25 protein-coding genes and 1 tRNA gene are annotated in these 22,005 nt (G+C 66.9%); 8 read left to right on the forward strand and 18 right to left on the reverse strand.

Annotated elements, in window-relative coordinates:
• Positions 1 to 5: 5 nt before the first annotated feature.
• The 4 genes from FB381_RS19805 to FB381_RS19815 all read right to left on the reverse strand — a co-directional run bounded on the left by FB381_RS19805 (position 6) and on the right by FB381_RS19815 (position 4,271).
• Complete coding sequence (locus FB381_RS19805; RefSeq protein ID WP_342778433.1) at positions 6 to 2,735, reverse strand: AfsR/SARP family transcriptional regulator; 2,730 nt, start codon at positions 2,733 to 2,735, stop codon at positions 6 to 8.
• A 151-nt stretch (positions 2,736 to 2,886) separates the two neighbouring features.
• Entirely contained in the window at positions 2,887 to 3,471 is a 585-nt protein-coding gene (locus tag FB381_RS23975; protein ID WP_170225242.1) for a hypothetical protein, read from the reverse strand.
• Between the two features lie 131 nt (positions 3,472 to 3,602).
• A complete protein-coding gene (locus tag FB381_RS19810; RefSeq protein WP_141781867.1) occupies positions 3,603 to 3,869 on the reverse strand; it encodes a transcriptional regulator in 267 nt (88 codons plus the stop codon).
• Between the two features lie 21 nt (positions 3,870 to 3,890).
• The gene (locus tag FB381_RS19815) at positions 3,891 to 4,271 is read right to left on the reverse strand and encodes an MmcQ/YjbR family DNA-binding protein (RefSeq protein WP_141781868.1); all 381 of its coding nucleotides are present in this window, start codon (positions 4,269 to 4,271) and stop codon (positions 3,891 to 3,893) included.
• Positions 4,272 to 4,340: 69 nt separating this feature from the next.
• On the opposite strand from FB381_RS19815, the gene FB381_RS19820 reads away from it, so the two are divergent.
• Positions 4,341 to 5,924 (forward strand): phytoene desaturase family protein, encoded by a 1,584-nt coding sequence (locus FB381_RS19820; protein WP_141781869.1) that lies wholly within the window; start codon positions 4,341 to 4,343, stop codon positions 5,922 to 5,924.
• 96 nt (positions 5,925 to 6,020) lie between these two features.
• Positions 6,021 to 6,096, forward strand: a tRNA-Lys gene (locus FB381_RS19825).
• Between the two features lie 93 nt (positions 6,097 to 6,189).
• Here FB381_RS19825 and FB381_RS19830 read toward each other — a convergent pair.
• From FB381_RS19830 to FB381_RS19890, 13 genes are all read right to left on the reverse strand, one after another.
• Entirely contained in the window at positions 6,190 to 7,392 is a 1,203-nt protein-coding gene (locus FB381_RS19830) for a tyrosine-type recombinase/integrase (protein ID WP_246088218.1), read from the reverse strand.
• Positions 7,389 to 7,589, reverse strand: a complete 201-nt coding sequence (locus tag FB381_RS19835) for a helix-turn-helix transcriptional regulator (protein ID WP_141781870.1) — start codon at positions 7,587 to 7,589, stop codon at positions 7,389 to 7,391. The genes FB381_RS19830 and FB381_RS19835 overlap by 4 nt, the downstream gene beginning before the upstream one ends.
• Positions 7,590 to 7,601: 12 nt before the next feature.
• Positions 7,602 to 9,185: a replication initiator gene (locus tag FB381_RS19840; protein ID WP_141781871.1), complete on the reverse strand. Its 1,584-nt coding sequence runs from the start codon at positions 9,183 to 9,185 to the stop codon at positions 7,602 to 7,604.
• On the reverse strand, positions 9,182 to 9,406 hold the full coding sequence (locus FB381_RS19845) for a hypothetical protein (RefSeq protein ID WP_141781872.1): 225 nt from the start codon (positions 9,404 to 9,406) through the stop codon (positions 9,182 to 9,184). The genes FB381_RS19840 and FB381_RS19845 overlap by 4 nt, the downstream gene beginning before the upstream one ends.
• Positions 9,403 to 9,648, reverse strand: a complete 246-nt coding sequence (locus tag FB381_RS19850; protein ID WP_281285080.1) for a WhiB family transcriptional regulator — start codon at positions 9,646 to 9,648, stop codon at positions 9,403 to 9,405. The genes FB381_RS19845 and FB381_RS19850 overlap by 4 nt, the downstream gene beginning before the upstream one ends.
• A 14-nt stretch (positions 9,649 to 9,662) precedes the next feature.
• Positions 9,663 to 11,375, reverse strand: coding sequence for an FtsK/SpoIIIE domain-containing protein (locus FB381_RS19855; protein ID WP_141781874.1), 1,713 nt, complete (start codon positions 11,373 to 11,375; stop codon positions 9,663 to 9,665).
• Between the two features lie 2 nt (positions 11,376 to 11,377).
• Positions 11,378 to 11,659: a hypothetical protein gene (locus tag FB381_RS19860; protein WP_141781875.1), complete on the reverse strand. Its 282-nt coding sequence runs from the start codon at positions 11,657 to 11,659 to the stop codon at positions 11,378 to 11,380.
• Positions 11,659 to 11,886, reverse strand: coding sequence for a hypothetical protein (locus tag FB381_RS19865; protein ID WP_141781876.1), 228 nt, complete (start codon positions 11,884 to 11,886; stop codon positions 11,659 to 11,661). The genes FB381_RS19860 and FB381_RS19865 overlap by 1 nt, the downstream gene beginning before the upstream one ends.
• 47 nt (positions 11,887 to 11,933) lie before the next feature.
• Entirely contained in the window at positions 11,934 to 12,212 is a 279-nt protein-coding gene (locus FB381_RS19870) for a hypothetical protein (RefSeq protein ID WP_141781877.1), read from the reverse strand.
• A gap of 124 nt (positions 12,213 to 12,336) precedes the next feature.
• Positions 12,337 to 12,516: a hypothetical protein gene (locus FB381_RS19875; RefSeq protein ID WP_141781878.1), complete on the reverse strand. Its 180-nt coding sequence runs from the start codon at positions 12,514 to 12,516 to the stop codon at positions 12,337 to 12,339.
• Entirely contained in the window at positions 12,513 to 12,881 is a 369-nt protein-coding gene (locus FB381_RS19880; RefSeq protein ID WP_141781879.1) for a hypothetical protein, read from the reverse strand. Before FB381_RS19880 ends, FB381_RS19875 begins: the two co-directional genes overlap by 4 nt.
• Positions 12,881 to 13,330, reverse strand: coding sequence for a plasmid replication, integration and excision activator (locus tag FB381_RS19885; RefSeq protein ID WP_141781880.1), 450 nt, complete (start codon positions 13,328 to 13,330; stop codon positions 12,881 to 12,883). The genes FB381_RS19880 and FB381_RS19885 overlap by 1 nt, the downstream gene beginning before the upstream one ends.
• Positions 13,331 to 13,452: 122 nt before the next feature.
• Positions 13,453 to 14,196, reverse strand: a complete 744-nt coding sequence (locus tag FB381_RS19890; protein ID WP_141781881.1) for a GntR family transcriptional regulator — start codon at positions 14,194 to 14,196, stop codon at positions 13,453 to 13,455.
• A 75-nt stretch (positions 14,197 to 14,271) separates the two neighbouring features.
• On the opposite strand from FB381_RS19890, the gene FB381_RS19895 reads away from it, so the two are divergent.
• A complete protein-coding gene (locus FB381_RS19895) occupies positions 14,272 to 15,411 on the forward strand; it encodes a DUF1152 domain-containing protein (protein WP_141781882.1) in 1,140 nt (379 codons plus the stop codon).
• A 29-nt stretch (positions 15,412 to 15,440) separates the two neighbouring features.
• On the opposite strand, the gene FB381_RS19900 is transcribed toward FB381_RS19895, so the two are convergent.
• Positions 15,441 to 16,265 carry a hypothetical protein gene (locus FB381_RS19900; protein ID WP_141781883.1) on the reverse strand — a complete coding sequence of 275 codons (825 nt, stop codon included), beginning with the start codon at positions 16,263 to 16,265 and terminating at the stop codon, positions 15,441 to 15,443.
• A gap of 238 nt (positions 16,266 to 16,503) precedes the next feature.
• On the opposite strand from FB381_RS19900, the gene FB381_RS19905 reads away from it, so the two are divergent.
• The 5 genes from FB381_RS19905 (at position 16,504) to FB381_RS19920 (ending at position 21,949) form a co-directional block, all read left to right on the forward strand.
• Complete coding sequence (locus tag FB381_RS19905; RefSeq protein WP_141781884.1) at positions 16,504 to 17,367, forward strand: DUF6414 family protein; 864 nt, start codon at positions 16,504 to 16,506, stop codon at positions 17,365 to 17,367.
• Between the two features lie 316 nt (positions 17,368 to 17,683).
• Positions 17,684 to 17,815 (forward strand): hypothetical protein, encoded by a 132-nt coding sequence (locus tag FB381_RS24480; RefSeq protein ID WP_281285060.1) that lies wholly within the window; start codon positions 17,684 to 17,686, stop codon positions 17,813 to 17,815.
• A 723-nt stretch (positions 17,816 to 18,538) separates the two neighbouring features.
• The gene (locus tag FB381_RS19910; protein WP_141781885.1) at positions 18,539 to 19,357 is read left to right on the forward strand and encodes an SGNH/GDSL hydrolase family protein; all 819 of its coding nucleotides are present in this window, start codon (positions 18,539 to 18,541) and stop codon (positions 19,355 to 19,357) included.
• A gap of 90 nt (positions 19,358 to 19,447) precedes the next feature.
• Positions 19,448 to 20,281, forward strand: coding sequence for a protein phosphatase 2C domain-containing protein (locus FB381_RS19915; RefSeq protein WP_141781886.1), 834 nt, complete (start codon positions 19,448 to 19,450; stop codon positions 20,279 to 20,281).
• Positions 20,282 to 20,686: 405 nt separating this feature from the next.
• Entirely contained in the window at positions 20,687 to 21,949 is a 1,263-nt protein-coding gene (locus tag FB381_RS19920) for a hypothetical protein (protein ID WP_141781887.1), read from the forward strand.
• Positions 21,950 to 22,005 lie beyond the last annotated feature (56 nt).

Here is a 22,005-nt window from a genome sequence, read left to right on the forward strand (position 1 = left end):
AGCTCTCAGCCGAGCTGCGCGAGGATCGAGACGCTCTCGGCCCTCGCGCAGCGGGCGTCCTCGTCCTTGCCCAGGTGATCGCGTGCCTCGGCGAGATGTCCGAGCGCATCGGCCAGACCGGGCAGGTCACCGGCAGCACGCAGCTTGGTCACCGCCTCCTCGAACTGACCGGCAGCCTCGTCGATGTCACCGAGCTGCTGATGGATCCAGCCGATGGTGGCGATCACGTTGCCCTCGCTGCGATAACCGGGCGCCACCTCGCGCAGCTCCGCCAGCGCTTTCTCGCAGTGACGGAGCCCGGCCTCGTGATCGCCGTCGAGAGCCTCGTACAGACCCAGGCGGCCGGTGGTCCAGGCCGCGCGGATGGGGTCGCCGGCGCGGGCGAAGACCGCCGCCGCCCGGGCAGCGTACGCAGCCGCCCCGGCGTGGTCGCCCGAGGCCGTCGCCACCGAGGCGAGCCGGTGCAGGCTCTTTCCCTCGGCCATCAGGTCCTCCGACAGGGTCGCGAGCTCGAGCGCCCGATCGAGGTGCACGCGAGCATCGTCGAACCGGCCCAGCCGCCCACAGGCCGCACCGGCCGCGCGGTGCACGACCCCGAGACCGGTCGGGTCGCCGCTCTCGTCGGCCCGGCGGCGTACGCCGGGCAGTGCCGCTTCGGCCAGCTCGGCCAGCTCGATCCAGCGCCCCTGCAGGTCGAGGAGGCGCTCGAGGGCGCCGACGAGCAGCACGATCCGGTCGGGAGCGATGTCTCGGGCCGAGGCGGTCTCGATCACCCGCGACATCACCGGCAGCTGGGAGCCGATCCAGGCCAGCGCCTGGCTGCTGTCGTCGACGGCCTCGACGGTGACGCCGGCCAGCACCGGCTCCGGGGCGTCGAGGTGGTTCTGGTGCGGGTCGTAGGCGCTGTGCACGGCACGGGCGCTGAAGACGTAGTGGTCGATCATGCGCAGCTCGGCAGCCCGGCGCACCTCGTCGGCCTCGCCCACGGCGAGGTCGGCGGCGTACTCCCGCAGCAGGTCGTGCAGCGTGAACCTGCCCGGCGCGCACTCGGAGAGCAGGTTGGCCTCGGTCAGCTCGTCGAGCATGCGGCGGGCTCGCGCTCGAGACGTCGCGGCCAGGCTGGCCGCGGCCAGCACGGTGAGCGTCGGCCCGGGATGGAGACCGATCAGCCGGAAGAGCCGGGCCGCCGGCTCCTCGAGCTGGCGCACCGACCAGGAGAACGTCGCCCGTAGATCACCACGTCCACCACCGAAGCCATCCAGGCGCGACCCACTGAGCTCCTCGGCCAGGTCGGCGAGGGCGTAGGCCGGCCGCGTCGCCGCCCGAGCCGCCACGACCGACAGCGTCAGCGGCAGCGAAGCGCACAGATCGATGATCCGCCCCGCCGCCTCCGGCTCGGCCCGGAGCCGGTCCTCGCCGAGGCGTCCCGCCAGCAGCGCGTACGCCTCGCCCCGGTCGAGCAGGCCGAGCTCCATCGGCTTCGCCCCGGCCTCCACGACGAGGCCCGGGAGCCTGTTTCTGCTGGTCACCACGGTTGCGCACCCCGGGCTGCCAGGGAGCAGGCTGCGCACCTGCTCGCTGTCGCGCGCGTTGTCGAGCACCAGCAGCACGCGTCTGCCGGCCAGTGTGCTGCGCAGCAGGCCGGCCCGACCGTCGATGTCCTGGGGCTGGCGCGAGCGCTCCACGCCGAACGACTCGAGCACCACCCCGAGTGCGTCCAGGGGGTCGAGCGCGTCGCCGGGGTCGAAGCCGCGCAGGTTCACGAACACCTGCCCGTCGGGGAACCGGTGGGCCATCCGGTGCGCCCAGTAGAGCGCGAGCGTCGTCTTGCCGATGCCGGCGGTGCCGGCGATCGCGGAGATCACCACCGCCCGGCCCTCGTTCTCGGCGAGCACCTCGTCGAGCCTCGCCAGATGCTCCTCGCGACCGGCGAAGGCGCCGGCCACCGGCGGAAGCTGACGCGGCACCGCGTGCTCGAGCGAGCGCGACGAGGCCGGCTCGGGGTCGCCATCCTCCAGGATGCTCAGATGCAGCTCGCGCACGTCCTTCGACGGCGAGACCCCGAGATCGTCACGCAGCAGCCGGAAGAGTCGCTGGTAGGCGTCGAGGGACTCCGCCGTGCGGCCGGAGTGCCACAGCGCCGTCATCAGCTGGAGCCACAGGCCCTCCCGGAGCGGGTTGGCCTCCACGACAGGTGTCAGATCGCCGACCACAGCGGTCTGACGGCCGAGCGCCAGGTCGGCGTCGGCCCGCGCCTCGACTGCGACCAGCCGCAGCTCCTCGAGCCGTGCCGCCTCGGTCGCGATCACGTGCGACTCACCGACGCCCGCATAGGCCTCGCCACCCCACAGGCTCAGCGCCGCGTCGAAGAGCGTGCTCGCCCGCTCGTGATCCATCGCCTCGGCGGCGGCGCGGCCCTGGTCGACCAGCTCCTCGAAACGGGTCTGGTCGACGTCGGCACCCACCAGCGCGTAGCCGTTCGCCCGCCGCTGCAGGCGATCGCGGTCGGCGCCGAGAGCTCGGCGCAGATCGCGGACCCGCTGGTGAAGCAGGTTCACCCCCGTGGCCGGCGTCGAGCCTCGCCAGAGCTCCTCGACCAGCAGGTCGGAGGAGACCGGCGCCCCACGCGCAGAGGTCAAGAGGGCAAGCAGGGTCCGTCGCGTACGCGACAATCTCTGGGCGACGCCGTCGTCAGAGATCAGCTCGACGGCGCCAAGCACCCGGACCCGCACCACACCTCCAGTTGACCTCGCAGCATCACGCCCGAGATGGCATATCGTCTCATTACTTTGACGGTATGACGCCTGATGCTGCCAGAAGGTTGCCTGAAGGTTGGTTAAACCCGTTCGGGTGGCCGCATCGTCACGGCCACCCGACGGCGGCGGTCTAAGGCACCCGCCACAGGCCGGACTCGCCGCCCTTGTCGATCCTGAACCCGACCTGCTTGATGTTGGCCCCTGCGGGGACGACGAACGGCACCAGTGCCGTGCGCTGGTCCCTGGGCTGCAGACCGAACGGGTTCGGGAACACCTCGCCACCGTCGACCGTCACGGTGCTGGGCTCGCTCTTGTAGGCCTTGCCCTTCGCATCGATCACGGTCGCGCCCGATGCCGGGGTGTCGTTGAAGACTCGCGTCCCCGCGTTGACGACCTGGATCTCGACGGCCATCACCCGCGACCCCGGCGGGGTCGTCCGGCCGTCCGTGAACGCCGTCTCGAAGACGTCGTGCACGATCACCCTCAGCAAGGTCCCGGGCTTCTTGCCCATGATGGTCGCCTCACCGGTCAGCCCGAGCTGCTGGTTCTCCTTGAGCCGCTCGGTGCTGTCGACGGTGATCACCTTCTCCTCCATCGCGGAGTTCTCACCATGCTTGTTGGTGTAGAAACCCGAGTCGATGGAATTGCCTGAACCGCAACCGACCCCGGCCGCCGCGACGGCTCCCCCGAGGATCAGCATGGCCATACGACGCACACGCACTCCTAATATGAAATTTGTTCCCGATAAGTTGGAACCTGTTGCAATAGATTTACCATGGCAACATGCCGTAGTCCCAGCGGGGAGCCTAGGGTCTAAAGTCCCAATCGGGGCAATACCCTGACGGGCTACCTCCAGAGCACGAAGTAGTAGACGAGCACGGGGATCACGGGCGCCGCGAGAAACCAGGGTGTGACCAGCGAAAGCTTGTTGATGAGGCGTACGCCGGCCACCGCGACCACGCCGAGCAGCACCGAGATCACAAAAAGTCCCTCGCGGGCGCCACCCTTGTCGGCACCGGTCGCACCGAGCGCCGCCATGGCCAAGGAGTGCAGGAGCACGACGGAGCAGAGCAGCGACGAGATGACGTACTTCTTGACCTGCTCGATGTGCACGCGCCGGATCCTACGTCGTCCCTACGTCGTCTCGGTGGCGGGGCGATCGACGAGGGCGGCCAGCTTCTGCGGCGCCTGGATGCAGTAGGAATCGGTCAACAGCTCGCCGACCTCGGCCCAGTCGGTGGCGTCGTCGAGGATCATCCCGACGACGTTGCCGCCCCAACCCGCCTTGAAGTAGGGATGGCCGAGGTGCTCGAAGGCGACCACTTCGTCGGGCTCGGCCCGGAACATGATGCGGAAGAGCTGGTCCTCGCCGCCGAAGACGTGCGCGACCGTCGCCTGCCCCACCCGCCAGCGCACTCCCACCCAGGCATCGTCCTCGAGGCACTTCGGGAACGCGCCCAGGACCTCCCGCAGACGCGCCACCATCGCCGCGGGAACATCGGGACGCTCAGCCATGCCCCCAGATCCTGCCAGGGACCACCGACAACCGGCGTCGGAGTCGCGCTGGTCTGGCACGATGCGGCCATGGCGACGAAGACGTACGACGTAGTGGTGGCCGGCGGCGGGCACAACGGCCTCACCGCTGCGGCCTATCTGAGCAGGGCCGGCCTCTCCGTCCTGGTGCTCGAGCGGCTCGACCACGTCGGCGGCGCGGCGATCTCCGCCCAGGCGTTCGAGGGCTTCCCGACCCGGCTCTCGCGCTACTCCTACCTGGTCTCCCTGCTCCCCGAGCAGATCCGCACCGACCTCGGCCTCGACATCGAGCTCGGCTCGCGGCAGACCGCGTCGTACTCGCCCTTCCTCGACGGCACCGACCCCACCGGCCTCCTCGTGGAGACCCCGGAGGGCGAGGCCACCGCGGCGAGCTTCCGCGCGGCGACCGGATCGGATGACGAGTACGCCGCGTGGCAGTCGTTCTACGCCGAGGTCGCCACCTTGGCCGCGGTCGTCGCCCCCACCCTCACCGACCCGCTGCCCACCGGCAGCGCGCTCAAGGCCCGACTCGGTGCCGAGAGCCGGATCTGGCGCGATCTCGTCGAGCGCCCGCTGGGCGAGGCGATCGAGCGCCGGTTCAGCGACGACCTCGTCCGGGGCGTGGTGGCCACCGACGCCCTGATCGGCACCTTCGCCGGCCTCGGCGACCCGAGCCTGATCCAGAACCGCTGCTTCCTCTACCACCTGATCGGCAACGGCACCGGCGAGTGGCGGGTGCCGGTCGGCGGGATGGGTGCGGTCACCGGCGCGATCACCAAGGCCGCCCGGGCCGGCGGGGCGGAGATCCTCACCAGCGCCCGCGTCACCTCGATCCGCGGCGGCGCGAGCGGGGAGGGCGCCGAGGTCACCTGGACCGATGCCGACGGCGAGCACACCGTCGCCGCCGGCCACGTGCTCTCCGGCCTGGCCCCCTTCGTGCTCGACGGCCTCCTCGGCCGCACCCCCGACCCCGCAACCAAGCCCCAGGGCGCCCAGCTCAAGATCAACATGCTCCTCGACCGGCTCCCCCGCCTGCGCTCGGGCGAAGACCCGAAGGTCGCCTTCGCCGGCACCCTCCACCTCGGCGAGTCCTACTCGCAGATCGAGAAGGCGTACGCCGAGGCGGCCGCGGGCTCGGTGCCGACCGAGATGCCGGGCGAGGTCTACTGCCACTCCCTGACCGATCCGTCGATCCTGGGCGACGTGCCGGCCGGCACCCAGACGCTCACCTACTTCGGCCTCCACGCCCCGGCCTCCCTCTTCGACGACCCGGCGACCCGCGAGGAACGCAAGGCACTGGCCCTCGAGCGCGCGATCGCCTCGCTCGACCAGCACCTGGTCGACCCGATCGCCTCCGTAGTCGCCCATGACCCCGCGGGCAACGCGTGCATCGAGGCCAAGATCCCGCAGGAGATCGAGGCCGATCTGGCCATGCCCGGCGGCCACATCTTCCACGGCGACCTCGCCTGGCCCTGGGCCCCCGACGACGCCGACCTGAGCACTCCGGCCGCCCGCTGGGGCGTCGCCACCGACATCGGCAGCGTGCTCCTGTGCGGCTCCGGCGCCCGCCGCGGCGGCGCCGTCTCCGGCCTCGGCGGCCACAACGCCGCCCAGGCGATCCTCGAGCTCCGCTGACCCGCTACGGGCGAGGCCCTCCGATTTGGGACGCATCCTCGCCCGCTGCTACTGTTCTTCTCGTCGCCGAGCGCGCCAGACGCGCGAAAACGACATGCGCCATTAGCTCAATTGGCAGAGCAGCTGACTCTTAATCAGCGGGTTGTAGGTTCAAGTCCTACATGGCGTACCAAACAAGGCTCCTGACCTGCACTAGCGGGCAGGAGCTGAGTGCATTTCAGGCCCTTGAAAGCCGATGCGTAAGGAATTGCGTAAGGAATGCGGTTCACGAGCCCGTCTCCTCGCCCTGGTCGCCCTGGCCCTCTTCGGGGTCACCAGCACTCGCGTCTCGGTCAGGATTGGATGCCTCCAGCGCTCGCAGGTTCCCGACGTTAGCGGCCCCACGCCCCAGGTACTTGTCCTGCGTCATCGACACCCGCGAGTGCCCAAGCTGGTCCGCGATCTGGCGCGCAGTCATCCCGCTCTCATCGAGCAACGTGGCCACCGTCTTACGGTAGGTGTGCGTCGAGAGCCACTCGAAGTCACTCCCGCGAACCTCACGGATCGAACGCTGCACCAGGTTGCGATCACGCCACCCGCCACGCGCGTTCGGGAACACAGGACCATCGAAGGCCCGCAACTTCGAACGACGCTCCTTGAGCAGCGAGACCGCCCACGTCGGCAACTTCAACGGACGCTCTGAGGCCGCCGACTTCACCTTGCGAGCCACCATCCCCTTGCCCTTGACCCGGTAGACAGTCCGCTCGAACTTCACCACGCCCGCCGACAGATCCACATCTGCCCAAGTCACCCCGAGCGCTTCACCAATCCGGACACCAGTAGCAAGCATGAAGCGCGCCAGATCCGGCAGATCATGACGTCGGGCGTAGTCACTCTCGTCGAGCGCAACAAGCCAAGCGTGGATCTCGTCACCCTCGAGAGCGCGGGGTTGCCGTTTGGGCTGCGCCTCGATCGGGGTCAACTCACGAACCGGATTGGCCGTCATCCCACCCTGTCGGACCGCCCAGGAACAGACGTTGGAGACCAGCGTCTTACACACCTTCGCCGTGGCCGCCCCCTTGTCGGCATGCACCCCTTGGATGAACCGCTCAACCACGGGCGTATTGATCTCACCCAGGCGAAGATCACCGAGCCGAGGAAGCACCAGACGTTCCCCCTCCCCCGTGTAAAGGGCCAGGGACGACTCAGCACGTTTACCCGACTCAACCAGGGCCGTGAACGAAGCCAACCAGCCCTCATAAGCAGCACTGAACCTCGCAGCCTTCGTGAGCCCAGCAGACGAACCCTGTGCCAGCAACTCCTCCACGGCAGCCATGACCCGTCGTGAAGCTTCGGCCTTCGTCGCCCCAGAGCGCTTGACCTGTCGAGTCTTCCCCGACCAGAGACGCACGAGAACGTAGGCATAGTTCTTGCCCCGCTCTTTGCCATGCGTGACCTGACCGTGCTCCCCCAACCCGAGCGGCTTCATGCCACAACCTCAGTCGGAAGCGACTCCACCCAGGCCCGCACGTCCTCAGGCCGATAGCGCAGACGCTTACCCAGACGACGCCCCGGAGGACCCGTCCCAGCACTACGCCAGGCATACAACGTGTGCACCGGAATCCCCAGGTAGTCGCTCAAGTCATGCACTGACCACAAAGGATCAACTGCCTTGATCTCAGCCATCGTCTGTCCCTCTCATCGGTTGGTGTTCCTGGTCTGCGCTTTCCACTGGTCGTACTCACGAGCTCGAGCAGCAGCCGCGAGAGCGAGGGCTTCGTCTCCGGGGTTGTCCCAGCCAGTTCCTTGGTAGGCCCAATCACCGATCACGAGGGTGGTTTCCTCCTCATCGGCCAGGAGCTGTGCCTCGAGCTGGCCAAGGTCAAGCAACTGCCGCCGGGCTTCCTCATCGGCGTGCGAGGCAGCGACCAGCGCTTGATAGCGAGACCTGGCGCGACGTAGCCGACCCAGGGTGATCGAGTAGCGGCGCGACTTGGTGGAGAAGTGGCCGCGGAACCCGAGCATGTGGGCCCACTTGCCCAGGAAGTGGTACGGGTTGAGCGGCTTGCCCTTCTCATCAGATCCGTAGCCATAGAGGACAGCAGCGGAGCCGGCCAGCTCGTGGCACTCCTCGATCAGCCGATCAAGATGCGGCCGTGGCGTGTCAGCTCGTACGGAGCTGGCGTCCTTGGTGGCGTACTTCGCGAGATAGCCGGCTACCTGCCCAGGGGTGAGATCGCTGTCGGGGTCCTCGAGGCGGTCACCATCGCGCACGACTCGGATGTCGAGCTGTTTGCCCCACCGCAGCCGCCTCGAGGGATCACCGTCGAAGGCCGGCTGAGCGTCGAGGTAGGTCTCAGCGGCAGCGGCTTGGAGGATCTGGGCCAGGTCGCCACCGTCCAGGGGCGCAGGAGATCCGGGGCCGTCGGGGCCGTCGAGGCGGATGAGGGCGTGGAAGTGGACCAGGCCGCGGGCTTGGTATTCGGCGACCTTGACGAACTGCAGCGAGGCTTTCTTGCCCAGGCGCGAGTCCGGGACGTGGAGGCGTCGGGCGAGGGCACGGCGCAGCGTTTGGGTGGTGTAGCGCCACAGCTCGGGCAGGCAGTATTGCCAGATGACGGCCGATTGCCAGTCGTAGCAGTCCTCGCACAGGGGTGCACCGTTGGCCGGGTCGTCCTGGTCGTGGCGCTGGTGGCACGAGGTGGGGCGGCCATGTGAGCAGCGTTCGCCCTTGCGACGAGCACGTGGCCGGCATGCCTTCCCGCTACGGAATCCGTGGACATGCCCGAAGGACGGTGCGGTAAACGTTGCGAACAGCAGCGGATTCTCCGAGACGTTCTCAGGGACCGTCTTCCCACCGACCAGGCCGGCGTTGATCATCGCGAACGTGTCGCGCGCATAGGTCCTCGAGCAGGCCGGGCACACATCCGCACGCCGGTTCCCGCAGGCCCGGTACAGCATCCCCAGGGGTGCGTCGTCGGAGCTGAACGAGGACAGCAGCCCACCGACCTCGCCGGTTGCGGGGTTGAGTTCGTAGGTCTCGGAGCGTCCGATGAGCCGGACCGGGTGGGCGCAGTTCTTGACCGCGGCCGCAGTCTCAGCGAAGTCACCGAAGGACTTATCCAGGATTCGAGCAGTAGCCGCCTTCAAGCCGGCGGTGGTCAGGCCGGACAGATCCAGCGGCGCATCCTCCCCGTGCCCAGGAAACGACGAACCAGCGCCGTCCCAGGTCGAGGAGGATGCGTCACTGTGGATGCCCGGAGCATCAGCCAGAAGGGTCACACGGCACCGCCCAGCGAGTTCCCTGCACGAGCGGCAGTACGCGAGGTCGGGGTCGTCATCAGGCCGCGAGCGATCAACCCACGGCTGATCAGCTCATCCTCGAGGTCGTCCCACCACGGCAGGTCGATTTCGATGCCGGCCCAGCCAGGGCAGCCGGGGGCGCACTTGGTCCAGTGATGGCCACAGGAGAGGTATTCGGGGCAGTCGACCGGGAGCGTCATGCTGCACCCCCGATGATGTCGATCAGATCGAGGAGATCGATCGGCTCTTCGGCACGGTCGATCCCGGCCCACCAGCCACCAGAGGCTTTGGACTGACGGGCATAGGCGGCGCAGGCGAGGCGGACCGGGCAGCCGGCGCAGGTCTCTTTCATGATCTCGACCAGGACCGTGGGGGCTCCCGCTTCGTCGGTGATCCACGGCAACCCTCGAGCCTTACGAGTGGTGCATGCGGCGTGAGCCATCCAGGCCGGCGTATTCACGACAGCACCTCCACATCAGTGGAGTCCGAGGAGCCGACGACCTCACCGGCCACGACCTCGAGGGAGTCACGGCGGTTGCGGGGCTTACGCGGCTTCCGGGTCCGAGGTGCCCCGTTCGGCGAGGAGGGACCTCGAGGAGGCCGGTTGTCGCCAGGGCGGGTGTTCTTCGTCCGCGCCACGGCAGGGACCAGGTCGGTCTCGGCCAGGCCGATACGGTTGCTCGTAGTGGCCGTGTCGGGTTCGAGGGTGGTCGTGTCGTCGTGGTGGTCACGTCGGCCGGTAGGCACGAGAGTGCGCCCGCCAGCCGGGTAGGCGTCGTTCATGTCTTGGATCTCCTCGTCGGTGACGTAGCCGGCTCGGACGCGGACGGGCTCGGAGCGACCCTCGAGGCGGACGTAGCCGATGCCTTGGAGGTCTTCGGGGATCGCTTCGCAGTAGGCGCCGGCGTCGTGAGCTCCCTCGCCCAGGGACATGTCGACCTGCCCGAACGTCTTCAGGCGCAGCGCGATGCGGATGGTGAACAGGTCACGCCAGCGGACGACGTCTTTGGTGACGATCTGGGTGCAGGCGACCACCGCGAACCCGGGAGCACGGCCCTTGGTCAGGAGGCGGCCCATGGCGTTCTCGATCCGGTTCTGGATCTGGCGGTCTTCGTTCAGCTCGGTCACATCGGCGAGTTCGTCGACCAGGAGGATCACCAGCGGTGTCTCCGGGGAGACGGTGAACGATCGGGCCACGCCACGCAGGTCGATGGTGCGGTCATCCATCACCCCGACGGCGTCCTCGAACAGTTGGGCCATGGCTTCGTAGTTGTCGCGTTCGTAGCGCTTGAACATGTCCTTGCCGAACTCGAGTTCCATCCCGCCCTTGGGATCGATAGCCCACACCTGCACCAGACCCGTCGTGATCAGCGGCGCGAGGGAGCGCAGCATCGACCAGATGACCGATCCCTTTCCGGAACCGGACTCCCCGGCGACGAAGAGATGGTTACCGCGGATCTTGAGCCGCCAGGGCTCGAGGTGGTCGGTGTAGCCGATGTGGAGCCCATCGAGCCGGGCTACGTCGAGGGCACCGCCACCAGTCGGGACCGGGATCGCACCGATCGTCTTCGCGAGAGGGTTGCGCTTCTCCAGCTCGAGCCAGCACATCCCCGGCTTGTGCTTACGAACCCGTGCCTCGGAAGCCCGCATCGCGTTGGCCAGGGCGTCGCCACAGCCCTCGAGCGCACTCGGAGCCATCCCTGCCGGCAGACGCACCAGGAGACGGTCCATAGCCGGCGTGGAACGGACCTTGACCAGCCGCGGGGCCAGCACTCGGCCGGAGACACGGTCGTTCTTGGTCAGGCCACAGCGCCGCATCCAGAACCCCCACAGGATCCCGTAGCGGAACCAGCGCCCGATCCAGTTGCGGACGATCCGCGCTGTGCTGCGACCGGTCGGGCCGGCGAACCGGGCGAACGTCGAGGGGGCGAACCTCCACCAGGCCGCCAGCAACCCCGCCAGGCCGAGGAGGGTCCCGAGGGCGAGGCCGGCGACCAGGAGCCAGCCCATCCGGGACGCGGCCTCGAGCACTCCGGCAGTGGCACAGCCCAGGACAGCGGTCGGGAGGAACAGGCCCGGATGAGTGAAGAGGAACCAGACCACGAGAACGGTGGCCTTGAAGAGTTTGAGCGTCGCGCCTCGCAGGAGTCGGCTGATCCAGTCGCCCATGGTTATGCGCCTCGCTCGTGTCGCTCGAATGCTCTAGCGATGTCGTCGAGGTGTGTGCCTGCCTCTTCGACATCAGCGCTGGCCCGGGACAGGCAGGTGACGATGTCGTCGCCTCGGTTGGCTTCGATCCCGCCAGCAGGGATCAGATCGAGAAGCTCTTGCAGGTCCTCCTCGAGGATCACGAATCGGCTTCCCAACCGGCGAAGCACGGAGCGTGCCTCGTCATCGGACTCGGCCCCGAGAGCATCGGCCCACAGGTCGAGCTCGTAGTCACCGGTACGCATCACAACGCACCGCCTTCCTGGTGCTGAAAGACCCGCTGGACCCGGTTCAGCTCGATGACGACGCGATCGAGGGCGCAGCCCGCGGTGAAGAGATCGCTGCGCAGCTTGCCGGCGACCATCCCAACTTCCGGGAGGGTCTTCGTGGCATAGCCAAGCTCGTAATCGAGGCTCGAGACACGAACGGCGATTTCGTGCACGGCCACGGCCACCTCTTCGTCACCGCGCACGCCCAGAGCGTCATACCAGGCCTCGAACTCCCTGCGTCGACCCCACATCACGCGACGCCCCGCTCGTGACGCTCGAAGGAACGGCGCAGCATCCGCAGCCCATCGGCCGCGTTGAGGGTGTCGGTCGCGGCGTCGTTGAGGGAGACAAGGATGTCGTCGCCACCTACGACCGTGGTGGTCTCGAATCGCTTCTGGAACCAGTTCAGCTCACCGGCAACGGTCAACAGCCGGCTGTAGTAGTTGGACAGCGCCGCCATCGCGTCGGTGTCGTTGTCGACCTCGAGGATCTCGGCCCAGGCATCCAGGTCTTTGCGTCGTGCAGTCATCAGAATTGCCTTCCAGTGCTCTCAGTGCTGCTCTCGTTGTTGTGCTCGTTGTTGTTGGGGTTGGTTCCCGCCAGCCGCCGCGCCTTCCCAAACACGACGGCCAGCGGGCGAATAGGGGGTGTGCTCACAGACCCGTCGCCTTGCCGCGACAGACCGGGCACACCGGGGTTGAAAGGTCGGGGTAGTCCCACGACCAGGCCCTGCCGTAGTTCGGCCGGCCGCACAGCGTGGTGTCGGCAGTGATCGCCCGGGAGTAATGCGCCGGGTCGGTTCCCTCACCGATCCACACCAGAAAGAAGCTCACGCCGACACCGCCTCGAAAGCAGGCAAGCCTGAGGTGAGCGCGGGCATAGAGGCCGGTTCCCAGGTCGCGACCTCGATCGAGACCGGGACCTCGTGCGAACCCTCGGGAACCCAGCCCTGCCAGATCCGCAGACGCCTGTCCTCGACGACCAGGTCAACGCCGGGGCACAGCCACTCCGGAAGAATCAGCGACTCCGCCAGGACTTGGGCCGATGCCGCGTCAGCGACAGTGACCCGGACATCGACCACCGCGACGGACACGCCTTGCACATCGACGTGACCGTCCAGAGCCTCCAGCTCGGTCACCTCGACCTGCGGGACGCACTCCAGCAGACCGACCGCCCACGCCAGCTCGTGCGACCTCATCAGGCAGCCTGCTTCGAGGACGAGGCACCACCGTTACCGGCAGCAGGCTTACGGGCACCCTCAGGCTCGGACATCCCCCGAGACATGAAGGTCCACTCGATCCGAGAGAAGTCGCCCTCCGTCTTCACGTAGTAGCCCACCTCGAGGTCCTTGAACTCGACCGGAACGAACGGCATCCCAGACGAGTTCGCCGGCGGAACCGGCTGGGTCGCGGAGAGGATCTTCACGTTGACCGTCTTCTGGTTCTTCTTCGCCTCCGGGTCCGCATCCAGCACCGGAACCGTCCACACCATCAGGCCGGTCTCCTGGTCCCGCTTCTGCGGACGAAGCACACCCTTCGGCGGAGCAGGCGCGTCGTAGTCCCGCACCGGCTCGACCTCGCCCACCACGAACGCACCGTTCGGGAACACCTGCTCGGTCGTGAGCTGCATCTTCTTCGGCATCGCCATGACTTGATCTCCTTGGATCTGATCGAATTTGGTAAGTGGTATATGCCACTTTGATTCAGAGTGGCATATACCACTTGGAGATGCAAGGCCTTCGGCGAAACTCGTGCAAAGACGAGCGCGAACTAACTCAGGTCGTACCGCTGCTCGTAGGTCCAGCGGTCGGCCGGATAGACCGCCACCGCGAACTCGATCGGGCGGTCACTCTGGTCGTAGACCGTGTGCTCGACCACGAGGACGGGCGCGGACTCATCCCCCAGACCGAGGGGCTCGGCATCCACGCCAGCGGCACGCGCACAGGTCCGGTCGCGGGCATAGGTTCCGCGTCGGCCGGTCTGAGTCTCGACGTACGTCAGCGTCCCGGAGAAGATCCGTTCCCTGACGAGCAGTTGCGGAGCGGTGCCCGCCAGTTCGGCATTGAACCAGGACGTCGAGGTCTCCGCCCGGCGGTCACCTTCCCAGGTGATGCGATGCCGGCGAATGGCGGCGCTTCCCGCGTCGAGCTGTAGCGCCCTGACTACATGCTCCGGGGCCTCGGGGACCACCTCGGCGGCCACGATCTCGGCGCGAGTGCCGTCGGCATAGATCCGTCCAGAAGTCCGGGCCTTCGTGTATCTCTCACTTGCACGCCGGTTCACAGCCAGGTCGGACACGAAGGTCCCCGATCCCTGCACCGAGTGCACCAGACCGAGCTCACGAAGCAGCATCAATGACTTGGTCGCCGTCGGTCGCGACACGTCGTACTCCGCTGCAACGGCACGCTCGCTCGGGATCTCATCCCCCGGGCGCAGCTCACCACTTAGGATCCGAGCACGGATCTGCTCCGCAATCTGGCGGAACTTCGGTGCCCCGCTGGCTTCGCTGGACATTGCTACTTCTTCCGACTGGTCAATACCACTTGCCAACGGTAGCGCGTCGACCACTCACAGGCGACAATCGAGACCGTGCGGACTCTCTTGGTAGCAGCAGGCGGCGGCGGCGATGCCGTCGGAGCGATGCTGATCCGACGATTGATTGGCCAGGACCCAGGACAGCCGGCCCTGGTCACAACGTGTGCCTGGGAGCGCCTTCGCATCGATCCAGTGCCTGGTCCTCGATCACGAGGCGACTTCGTCGGCCTGCGCTCGATCGCAGGGACTCGCGCCGAGGTCGCGCCAACCAGCGACACGCTTCCCGCCGGCCGCTCCGTGCTTCCGAGATTGGCCGGAGATATCGATGCTCGGTTATTCGTGCACGACTTCGCGGGCGGTGCAGTCGGCCTGTCCGATCAGTTGCGGTACCTCGCCGAAGCCCTCAACGCCGATTCCCTGATCGTGGTGGATGTCGGCGGGGATGTTGTTGCGCGTGGCGACGAGCCCGGGTTACTCAGCCCCCTTGCGGACTCGTTGACTCTTGCGGCGAGCATCAAGACCGGTCTCCCCGTCCAGGTCGCAGTCCTCGGGCCGGGAGTTGATGGGGAACTCACCGCTGACGAAGTGACGCAGATTCTCGCCAGCCTTCACGCAGAGCGAGTTGGCCCCATCACTCCAGAAGACGTAGAGGCCCTTCGCGATGTCCTCGAATGGCATCCGACGGAAGCGACAACGCTCGTAGCCGCGAGCGCGATAGGCCATCGAGGATCAGTCGACATGCGGCGGGGACTGGATCCCGTGCCAATGACAGACGACAGTTCGACCGTATGGCTGCTCGATGCTTCCCGTATCGAGGACTTTCCGCTCGCGGCGGCACTGGCACAGACGCAGAGTCTCCCGAGTGCCGAGCACATCATGCGCAAGATCGCTGTTGACGAGCTCGACTACGAGCGCCGCCGTGCCGCTGGGAAAGTAGCCATCACATCGTCTACGTCACCGTCCGCGGTTGTACAAGCCAGTCTTGATCTGGGTGCGTCGTTTATTACGACGCGGCGGCTCTTGGAGGCAACAAACGCCGACTGTCCCCATTTCGAGGATGCACGCGTTGACGGGCTTGGTCTCTGGTCGCTCCCTGCCATCGCCGCCGGGGCCCAGAGCGCTTCCGTCCTGCCCGAAACCGGCAATTATGCGAGGAGCCGTTCGTCGAAGCGGTCCGACCTAGGACAGCCGTAGGCTCGGTGACGTCGGCGGCCCGTTGCCTCCTAACCTTCGAAGTGCCCAACACTGCCAGGCTCCGGACTAGCTTCGGGCGTGCGCCTCTCGGAGCCAATTCGTGGACGTAGCCTGTAGGGAACCTTGACTGGACCGTCGCGCTCGCTCCAGAGCCATCGACCTGACCGGCGTAGTGCCCAACCGGTGTGCTTGTACGGCATGAGTTCGCCTACGCTGAGTTGCCCGAGGACGTGGGTTAGCTCTTCAGCCACGCGCAGATTATGCTCGCGCTCCCGCGCGGCAGCGTTCGCGTAGCCATCGGCGCGAGCGGTGAACTCCTCGTAGCTCAACTGGCCGATTCTCTGCCGATGTGCGATCAGCGCTTGCGAGTCCACCAGTGACTCGGTGTAGTCGCGACCGAACCTGCGTCCCTTTCTGCGGAGCTTCTCTCTTTCCGCTTCAAGTAGTTCCGGACTGATCTGGCGCTGGCGGTAGTAAGCGACCTCGTCTGCCCTCGAGAGAATGCTGGTAATCGGTGATGGACATAGGAACACTGGCAGTACGCCGTATCCGTCCCAGTCACAGTGTGTATACGCGACCGCTTGTGCGACCCAGCCGTAGCCAGCACCAACGCTGGAAGGCTTCGCAGTCTTGAACTCGACTGCGAAAGCCGGGTTCACGTCATGCCAGCCGTCCGGATCCCGGGGCCTCAAGACCGCGTCGATGCGGGTCTGCTCGCCGGTCCAGTAGCGACCATGCACCTGCTCGTCGACGTGGAACCACGTTTCCATCTTGGTAAGTACGAACTCAGCCAGAGCCTCCTCGTCGGGGAAGGCTCCAGGGTCAGGCAGCAGAGGCTTGGGCCCGAAGTGCATGTTTTGACTGTACGACGCGACGCGCAGGCCCGGGCCCAGACGCCTAAGGCCCGCCTGTTCTGGAAGACGGCTTCGCCTCCGTCCCGATCGAATCCCCTTGACAACGCCGACGCCGGCCATCGCGCCTCGGAGCGGTTCCACAATCTTGGGTACATGACGCGGGACACCCACCTGCAACGCTCCCCGTCTTCGACACCATCCGGTGGGCAAGCAGGCGTCAACCAGGAAGGAAATATCTGTGGGGATCTACAAGAAACCCGAGAACAACACCGTCCACCGGGGGTTCGTGTACCTAGATGACGAAACGGTCATCAACTCCCTGTCCGCGGCCGAAGCTGGCCAAATCGACGAAGTGGTCGCCAAGATCAACTCGGCTCGTGAGGGCGGCTTCGGTGGCGGGGCGGGGTACGCAAGCATCAAGGTTGAGGGCGGGAAGCGTTCAACCTCAGCTTTCGAGGAGGAGGTGGTCAGGACACGCACGCGTTTCTCTGTCTTCGAACTCTGGTACCAGGGTCTCGTCGAGAAGAAGGCACTTGGCCGTTTCAATGGCTGGGGACCCGACGCGCTCGACGGCGTGGAGTCTGGACACACCATCGAGCTTCGCGCGGTGTGCCGACCGGCGCCGGCATACACGATGATGCACCTGTACCGCTGGTATGCCGACAAAGCGAAGTCCCAGGGACACCCCATGAGCCTCAAGGGGGAGGAACTTAAAGCTGTCAAGGAAGGAGAACGTGGCTTCGACGCCCTCTTTGAGGGAAACGGCGACCAAGTTGTCTTGATCGCGACACCGCTGGGCGAAGCGGGGCCTAAAGTCGCGATGCCGATCGACCCTCAATGGCTCATCGGTAGCCTCGGCAGCCTCGGGGGCGAGTACACGATCGTTGCGCAGGTTGATCGACTGATCGCGGAAGGCGACGAGTACCCGACCATTCGACTCATGCAAGATGTGGCGCCGACGCCCATCGAGGTTCAAGTCATGAAGGAAGCCCTCGGTAACTTCGTCGTACCGAGCAAGGAACTTGGTATCGAGCTCTCCGACAACGAAGCCACGATTCCTGGACCTGCCGTCTGGCTGGATCCAATCGCGATCTTCCGCTGACGCACGGCCCGCCGCCGTGAAGGACCGTGACGACGGCGGGCCGTTCAACACCAGCGTCTGGTGAGAACTTTCTCTACTGACTCAAGGCGCGCTCCGCGCGCTGGCCCGCCGCCGGCGGGCCAGGGACCCCCGCGCTCCGGGCATGCGGCCTGGCGGCCGGTCCCTACGCGCACCCCCGTCCCGCCGGCCTTGGGCCAAAACGAGAAGAGCGCCTCAGCCCGAAGACCAAGACGCTCACTAGCCCGTCAACAGCTAGACACCGCCGCTCACACCGAACCCATCACGGCCAGCCCGACACCTCGCTACCCTCATCACCATGTCAGGAGACGACCTCATCGCACAGGGCTTCACGCCTTTCCGGATGGCCGTTGCCGTGATCGTGATCCTCTACATCGCCATCAACTACGACAGAATCGCCGAGTTCATCAGGCGCCGCAAGGGCAAGTAGCCGCGACTCATACCCCGAACCGGCCAGGTCCGAACCGAATCCCGAAAAGTTCTCACGACGCACGGCCCCGAGCCCGACCACCAAGGCCGGCGAAGACGAGACGATCACGGCTCGAGGGAGATAGCTGATGACGAGGGAGGAGGAGGCGTCGCTGCCGACGGGGACACTCCCCGCGCTACCTATGGGATGGGTGTGGTTGTGCAGCGTGGGGGCAAGCCCCCAGACCCCCGCCAGGGGAACAGGTGCCATCTGCCTACCGCTACGCACCAGCGTGCCTGCGGTCCCAGCGTGTTTGGGAACAAGCGCCTCACGGATGGCCAGGAGCCGCCGACGACCAGGCTGCGGATGCGTAAGGAGTTGCGTAAGGAGTGCTCCGCAATGCCCCACGATCAACCACAACGAACTGGACCAACTCAGACCGGTTCCCACGCTCAACATCTCCTCGTACACGGCGACTCAGATTTATCAGCGGGTTGTAGGTTCAAGTCCTACATGGCGTACCACACAAGCTCCTGACCGGCACCAACGGTCAGGAGCTTTCTTCATCTCGGGTGAGCGATGCGACGAACACCCGGCAGGTGATTTTCGTATGTCGGGACCACCGCCCGGCGACTCTTGCCGAGGGGCGTGGCCGTGGTTACCGTTCGGTAGCCACCGGGAATGTGATCGCCGTCACATCCGCCACCCGGCGGGCGTGACTCCCCCGACGTTCGAGGAGAACTCATGAGTTCCACCCTGTCCCGCGTCATCATCAGCTCCGCCACAGCCATCGCCGCCACCGGCGCCCTCGCCGGCGCGACTGTCCAGAGTGCCCAGGCGGCCGCGAGCGAGGAGTACGCCGCGGTCGGCGACTCGTTCGCCGCCGGGAACGGCACGCGAAACCCTGACCTCAGCCTCGCCTGCAGCCGCAGCAGCGATGCGTACGGACCACAGATCGCTGCCGAACGTGCGAGCACCACGCTGGTCTTCCCTGCCTGCGGGGGCGCGGTCACCGGCGACGTCGTCAACACCCAGAGCAAGTCCCTGAGCGCTGAGACCGACTGGGTGACCATCAGCATCGGCGGGAACGACATCGGCTTCGCCGAGCTCCTCCTCAGCTGTGGCTCGTCCTTCGACGAACCGTCGTGCCTGGCCAAGGTCGACGAGGTCAACCAGCGCATCGACACCGAGCTCGGCGCCAAGCTGGACGCCGCCTACGACTCCGTCAAGCAGGGTGCGCCAGGCGCCACCGTGATCTCGATCGGCTACCCGCGCTTCTTCGGCGCCGACATCAGCTGCCCCGACGCCGACGGCATCTCCCCCAACGAGGCGACGGCCCTCAACGGGCTCGCCGACAACCTCGAGGCCGAGATCGCCGATCGCAGCCGCGTCGCCGGCATCCAGCACATCAACCCGATCCAGCAGTTCTCCGGCCATGACATCTGCTCCAGCTCGCCGTTCCTCAACGGCAAGGCCGAGCTCAGCGCGACCGACGCCTACCACCCCAGCCCCGAGGGCTACAGCAACGGTTTCAAACCCCTCATCCGAAAGATCATGGGCTGAGCGACGCGTCCCGGAGAAGAACACGAACGCGGCGGGTCGGGCGAGCACGAGCCTGACCCGCCGCGGCGGGAGATGCGTCAGGCTGGACGTATGGACCCGACGACGTCGCTGCCCATCAGTCTCGAGACCCAGATCTACACCGAGACCTCGCCGACCCACGAGCACAACGAGGACTTCGTGCTCGCCGGCGACGACTTCGTCATCGTCCTCGACGGCGCCACACCGGTGCCGGGCCTGGAGACCGGGTGCCTCCACGACGTCCCCTGGCTCGTACGCACCCTCGGGCTCCGCCTCGCCGCGGCACTGACCTCGCCGACCTCGCCGACCTCGGCGAGCTCGGCGAGCTCGGCGAGCTCGGCGAGCCTTGCCGAGATCCTCGAGGTCGCCATCGCGGAGGTCTGCGAAGCGCACGCCCAGACCTGCGACCTCACGAACCCGAGCAGCCCGTCCTCGACGGTCGCGCTCCTGCGCGTGCGGGACGGCAGAGCCGACTATCTCGCTCTCGCCGACTCGTCGGTCGTCTTCGAGATGGCAGACGACAGCCTTCTCGCGATCACCGACGACCGCCTCGACCACCTCGGCGACTACTCGGTGCCAGCCGTGGCGGAGGCGCGCAACACCGCGGCCGGGTTCTGGGTCGCGAGCACGGTGCCGGAGGCCGCGCGGCATGCGGTCACCGGCAGCCTCGACCTCGCCACGCAGCCGGTCCGGGCAGCGGCGGTCCTCTCCGACGGCGCGGCGACCCTGGTCGAGCGCCACGGGCGGGGCTGGGCCGAGCTGCTCTCGATCCTGGAGTCGTCCGGGCCGGCAGAGCTGGTGCGGCGTACGCGCGACCTCGACGAGACCGCGACCGGCAGGCTCAGCGGGAAGCGCCACGACGACGCGACGGCGGCGTGGTGCCGTTTCACCACCCCGGCAGTGTGAGGAAATACGCGCCGAATCGAGTCGTGGAGATACCTACGACGCTTTGTTTACGAACACACGTACGCCACGCACTCACCACAACTCGCCCAGCATCCCCAGACTTCCTGGTGTCGATCGAGACGGACATCCACAACGCCGGCCATCAGGTGCGCCGATACGAGGTGTTGCAACGAAAGTTACGGCCGATCTCGGCCTCTTTCGAGCGCTGTTCGCGCCTATGCAGCCCCGATCCGACGTGGCTAGACTCCCCGACTCGTCACGACGAGTCGCACAGCAACCGGGGGGCTGCAGATGCTGATTTCCACTCGCCGTGCCCTGTCATTGACAGTAATCAATCCATATTGGAGAAGTCTCTTGCGCTCCCCACTCTCGGTCCGCGGAGCCGCCTTTGTGGCGGCGACCGCGATGATCGGTCTTTCCGTGGCCGCGGCTCCCGCGTCGGCGTCCCAGTCGGACCAGCCGAAGGCCAAGGCCTCCTCGGTCGCCCTGTCCGTTGACCTGGCCGACAAGGCCAAGGTCGACACCGGTCGTTACACCGCCACCTACAACGGCAAGAAGACCGTCAACTCCGGCACCAACAAGCCTGCGCTCCCGCTGCTCAAGGGCAACAAGGAGCTGCTCTCGGTCGGCGTCTTCGCTCAGGACGCCGCCGCCGCTCTGCAGAAGGGCACCGCCTACTCCGGCGCCTGCTCCGCCGTGGCCGGCAAGGGCGCGACCCTCGTCGCCATCGGCGACGGCTCCAGCTGCGTGAAGCCGGGCGAGGCCGTCACGGTGAACCTCGCCGAGCTCAACCTCAACAAGCTGGGCGCCACCACCGACTACCTGCTCAACGACGAGAGCAAGGACGTCCACGTCAAGCTCGGCCCGGTCAACGACCTGGTCCAGACGATCGTCGCCGGCGTGCTCACCAAGGTCGGCGGCCTCTCGGTCGGCGTCGACCTCGACGCCGCGGAGAGCACCTGCATGGCGCAGGGCACCGACTTCAAGGGCAAGACGAAGCTCAAGAACGCTGTCGTCAAGGTCAACGTGCCCGGCAAGGGTGACATCAAGGTCGCCGACCTGCCGACGAACCCGAAGAAGAACACGACGGTCGTCCCCGACCTCTCGCCGGTGACCGACGCCGTCCTCGGCCGCGTCGACACCCTTCTCCAGTCGGGCCTGAAGACCAAGCTCGCTCCGGCCGGCATCGACGTCTCGGTCCGCGTCGACCTGATCGAGCACATCAAGGAGCAGCTCGCCGTGCTCCTCAAGGGCATCGAGACCGACCTGGTCAAGATCTCCATGAACAAGCAGGACAAGACCGCCAAGTCGCTCGAGGTCTCCGCCCTCGACATCAAGGTGCTCGACGCCGTCAAGAAGGTCGGCGCCCCGACCGCCGCCAACGTTGCCATCGGCACCAGCACCTGCGGCACCAACGGCCTCAGCCTCTCCGAGGAGAAGGCCGCCGAGACCGGCGACAAGAAGAACGTCGCCGTCAACGTCTCCGGTGACAAGTCGGACCCGAAGGCCGGTGTCTCGGTCAAGCCGGACGACGCTCCCGCCAACGCCGAGGTCGACCTGATGTCGTCGCCGGCCGCCAAGGGTGGGGTCGCCGCCGGCGCGCTCGCTCTGCTCGTCGCCGCCGCTGCCGCCACCCGGTGGTTCCTGCTGCGCCGCGCACAGGCCTGATCTGCTGATCGGGACCAGCTAGCAACAATCCCAGGCCGAGGCTGATGCCTCGGCCT

Source organism: Nocardioides albertanoniae (genome assembly GCF_006716315.1).
Lineage (GTDB): Bacteria > Actinomycetota > Actinomycetes > Propionibacteriales > Nocardioidaceae > Nocardioides > Nocardioides albertanoniae.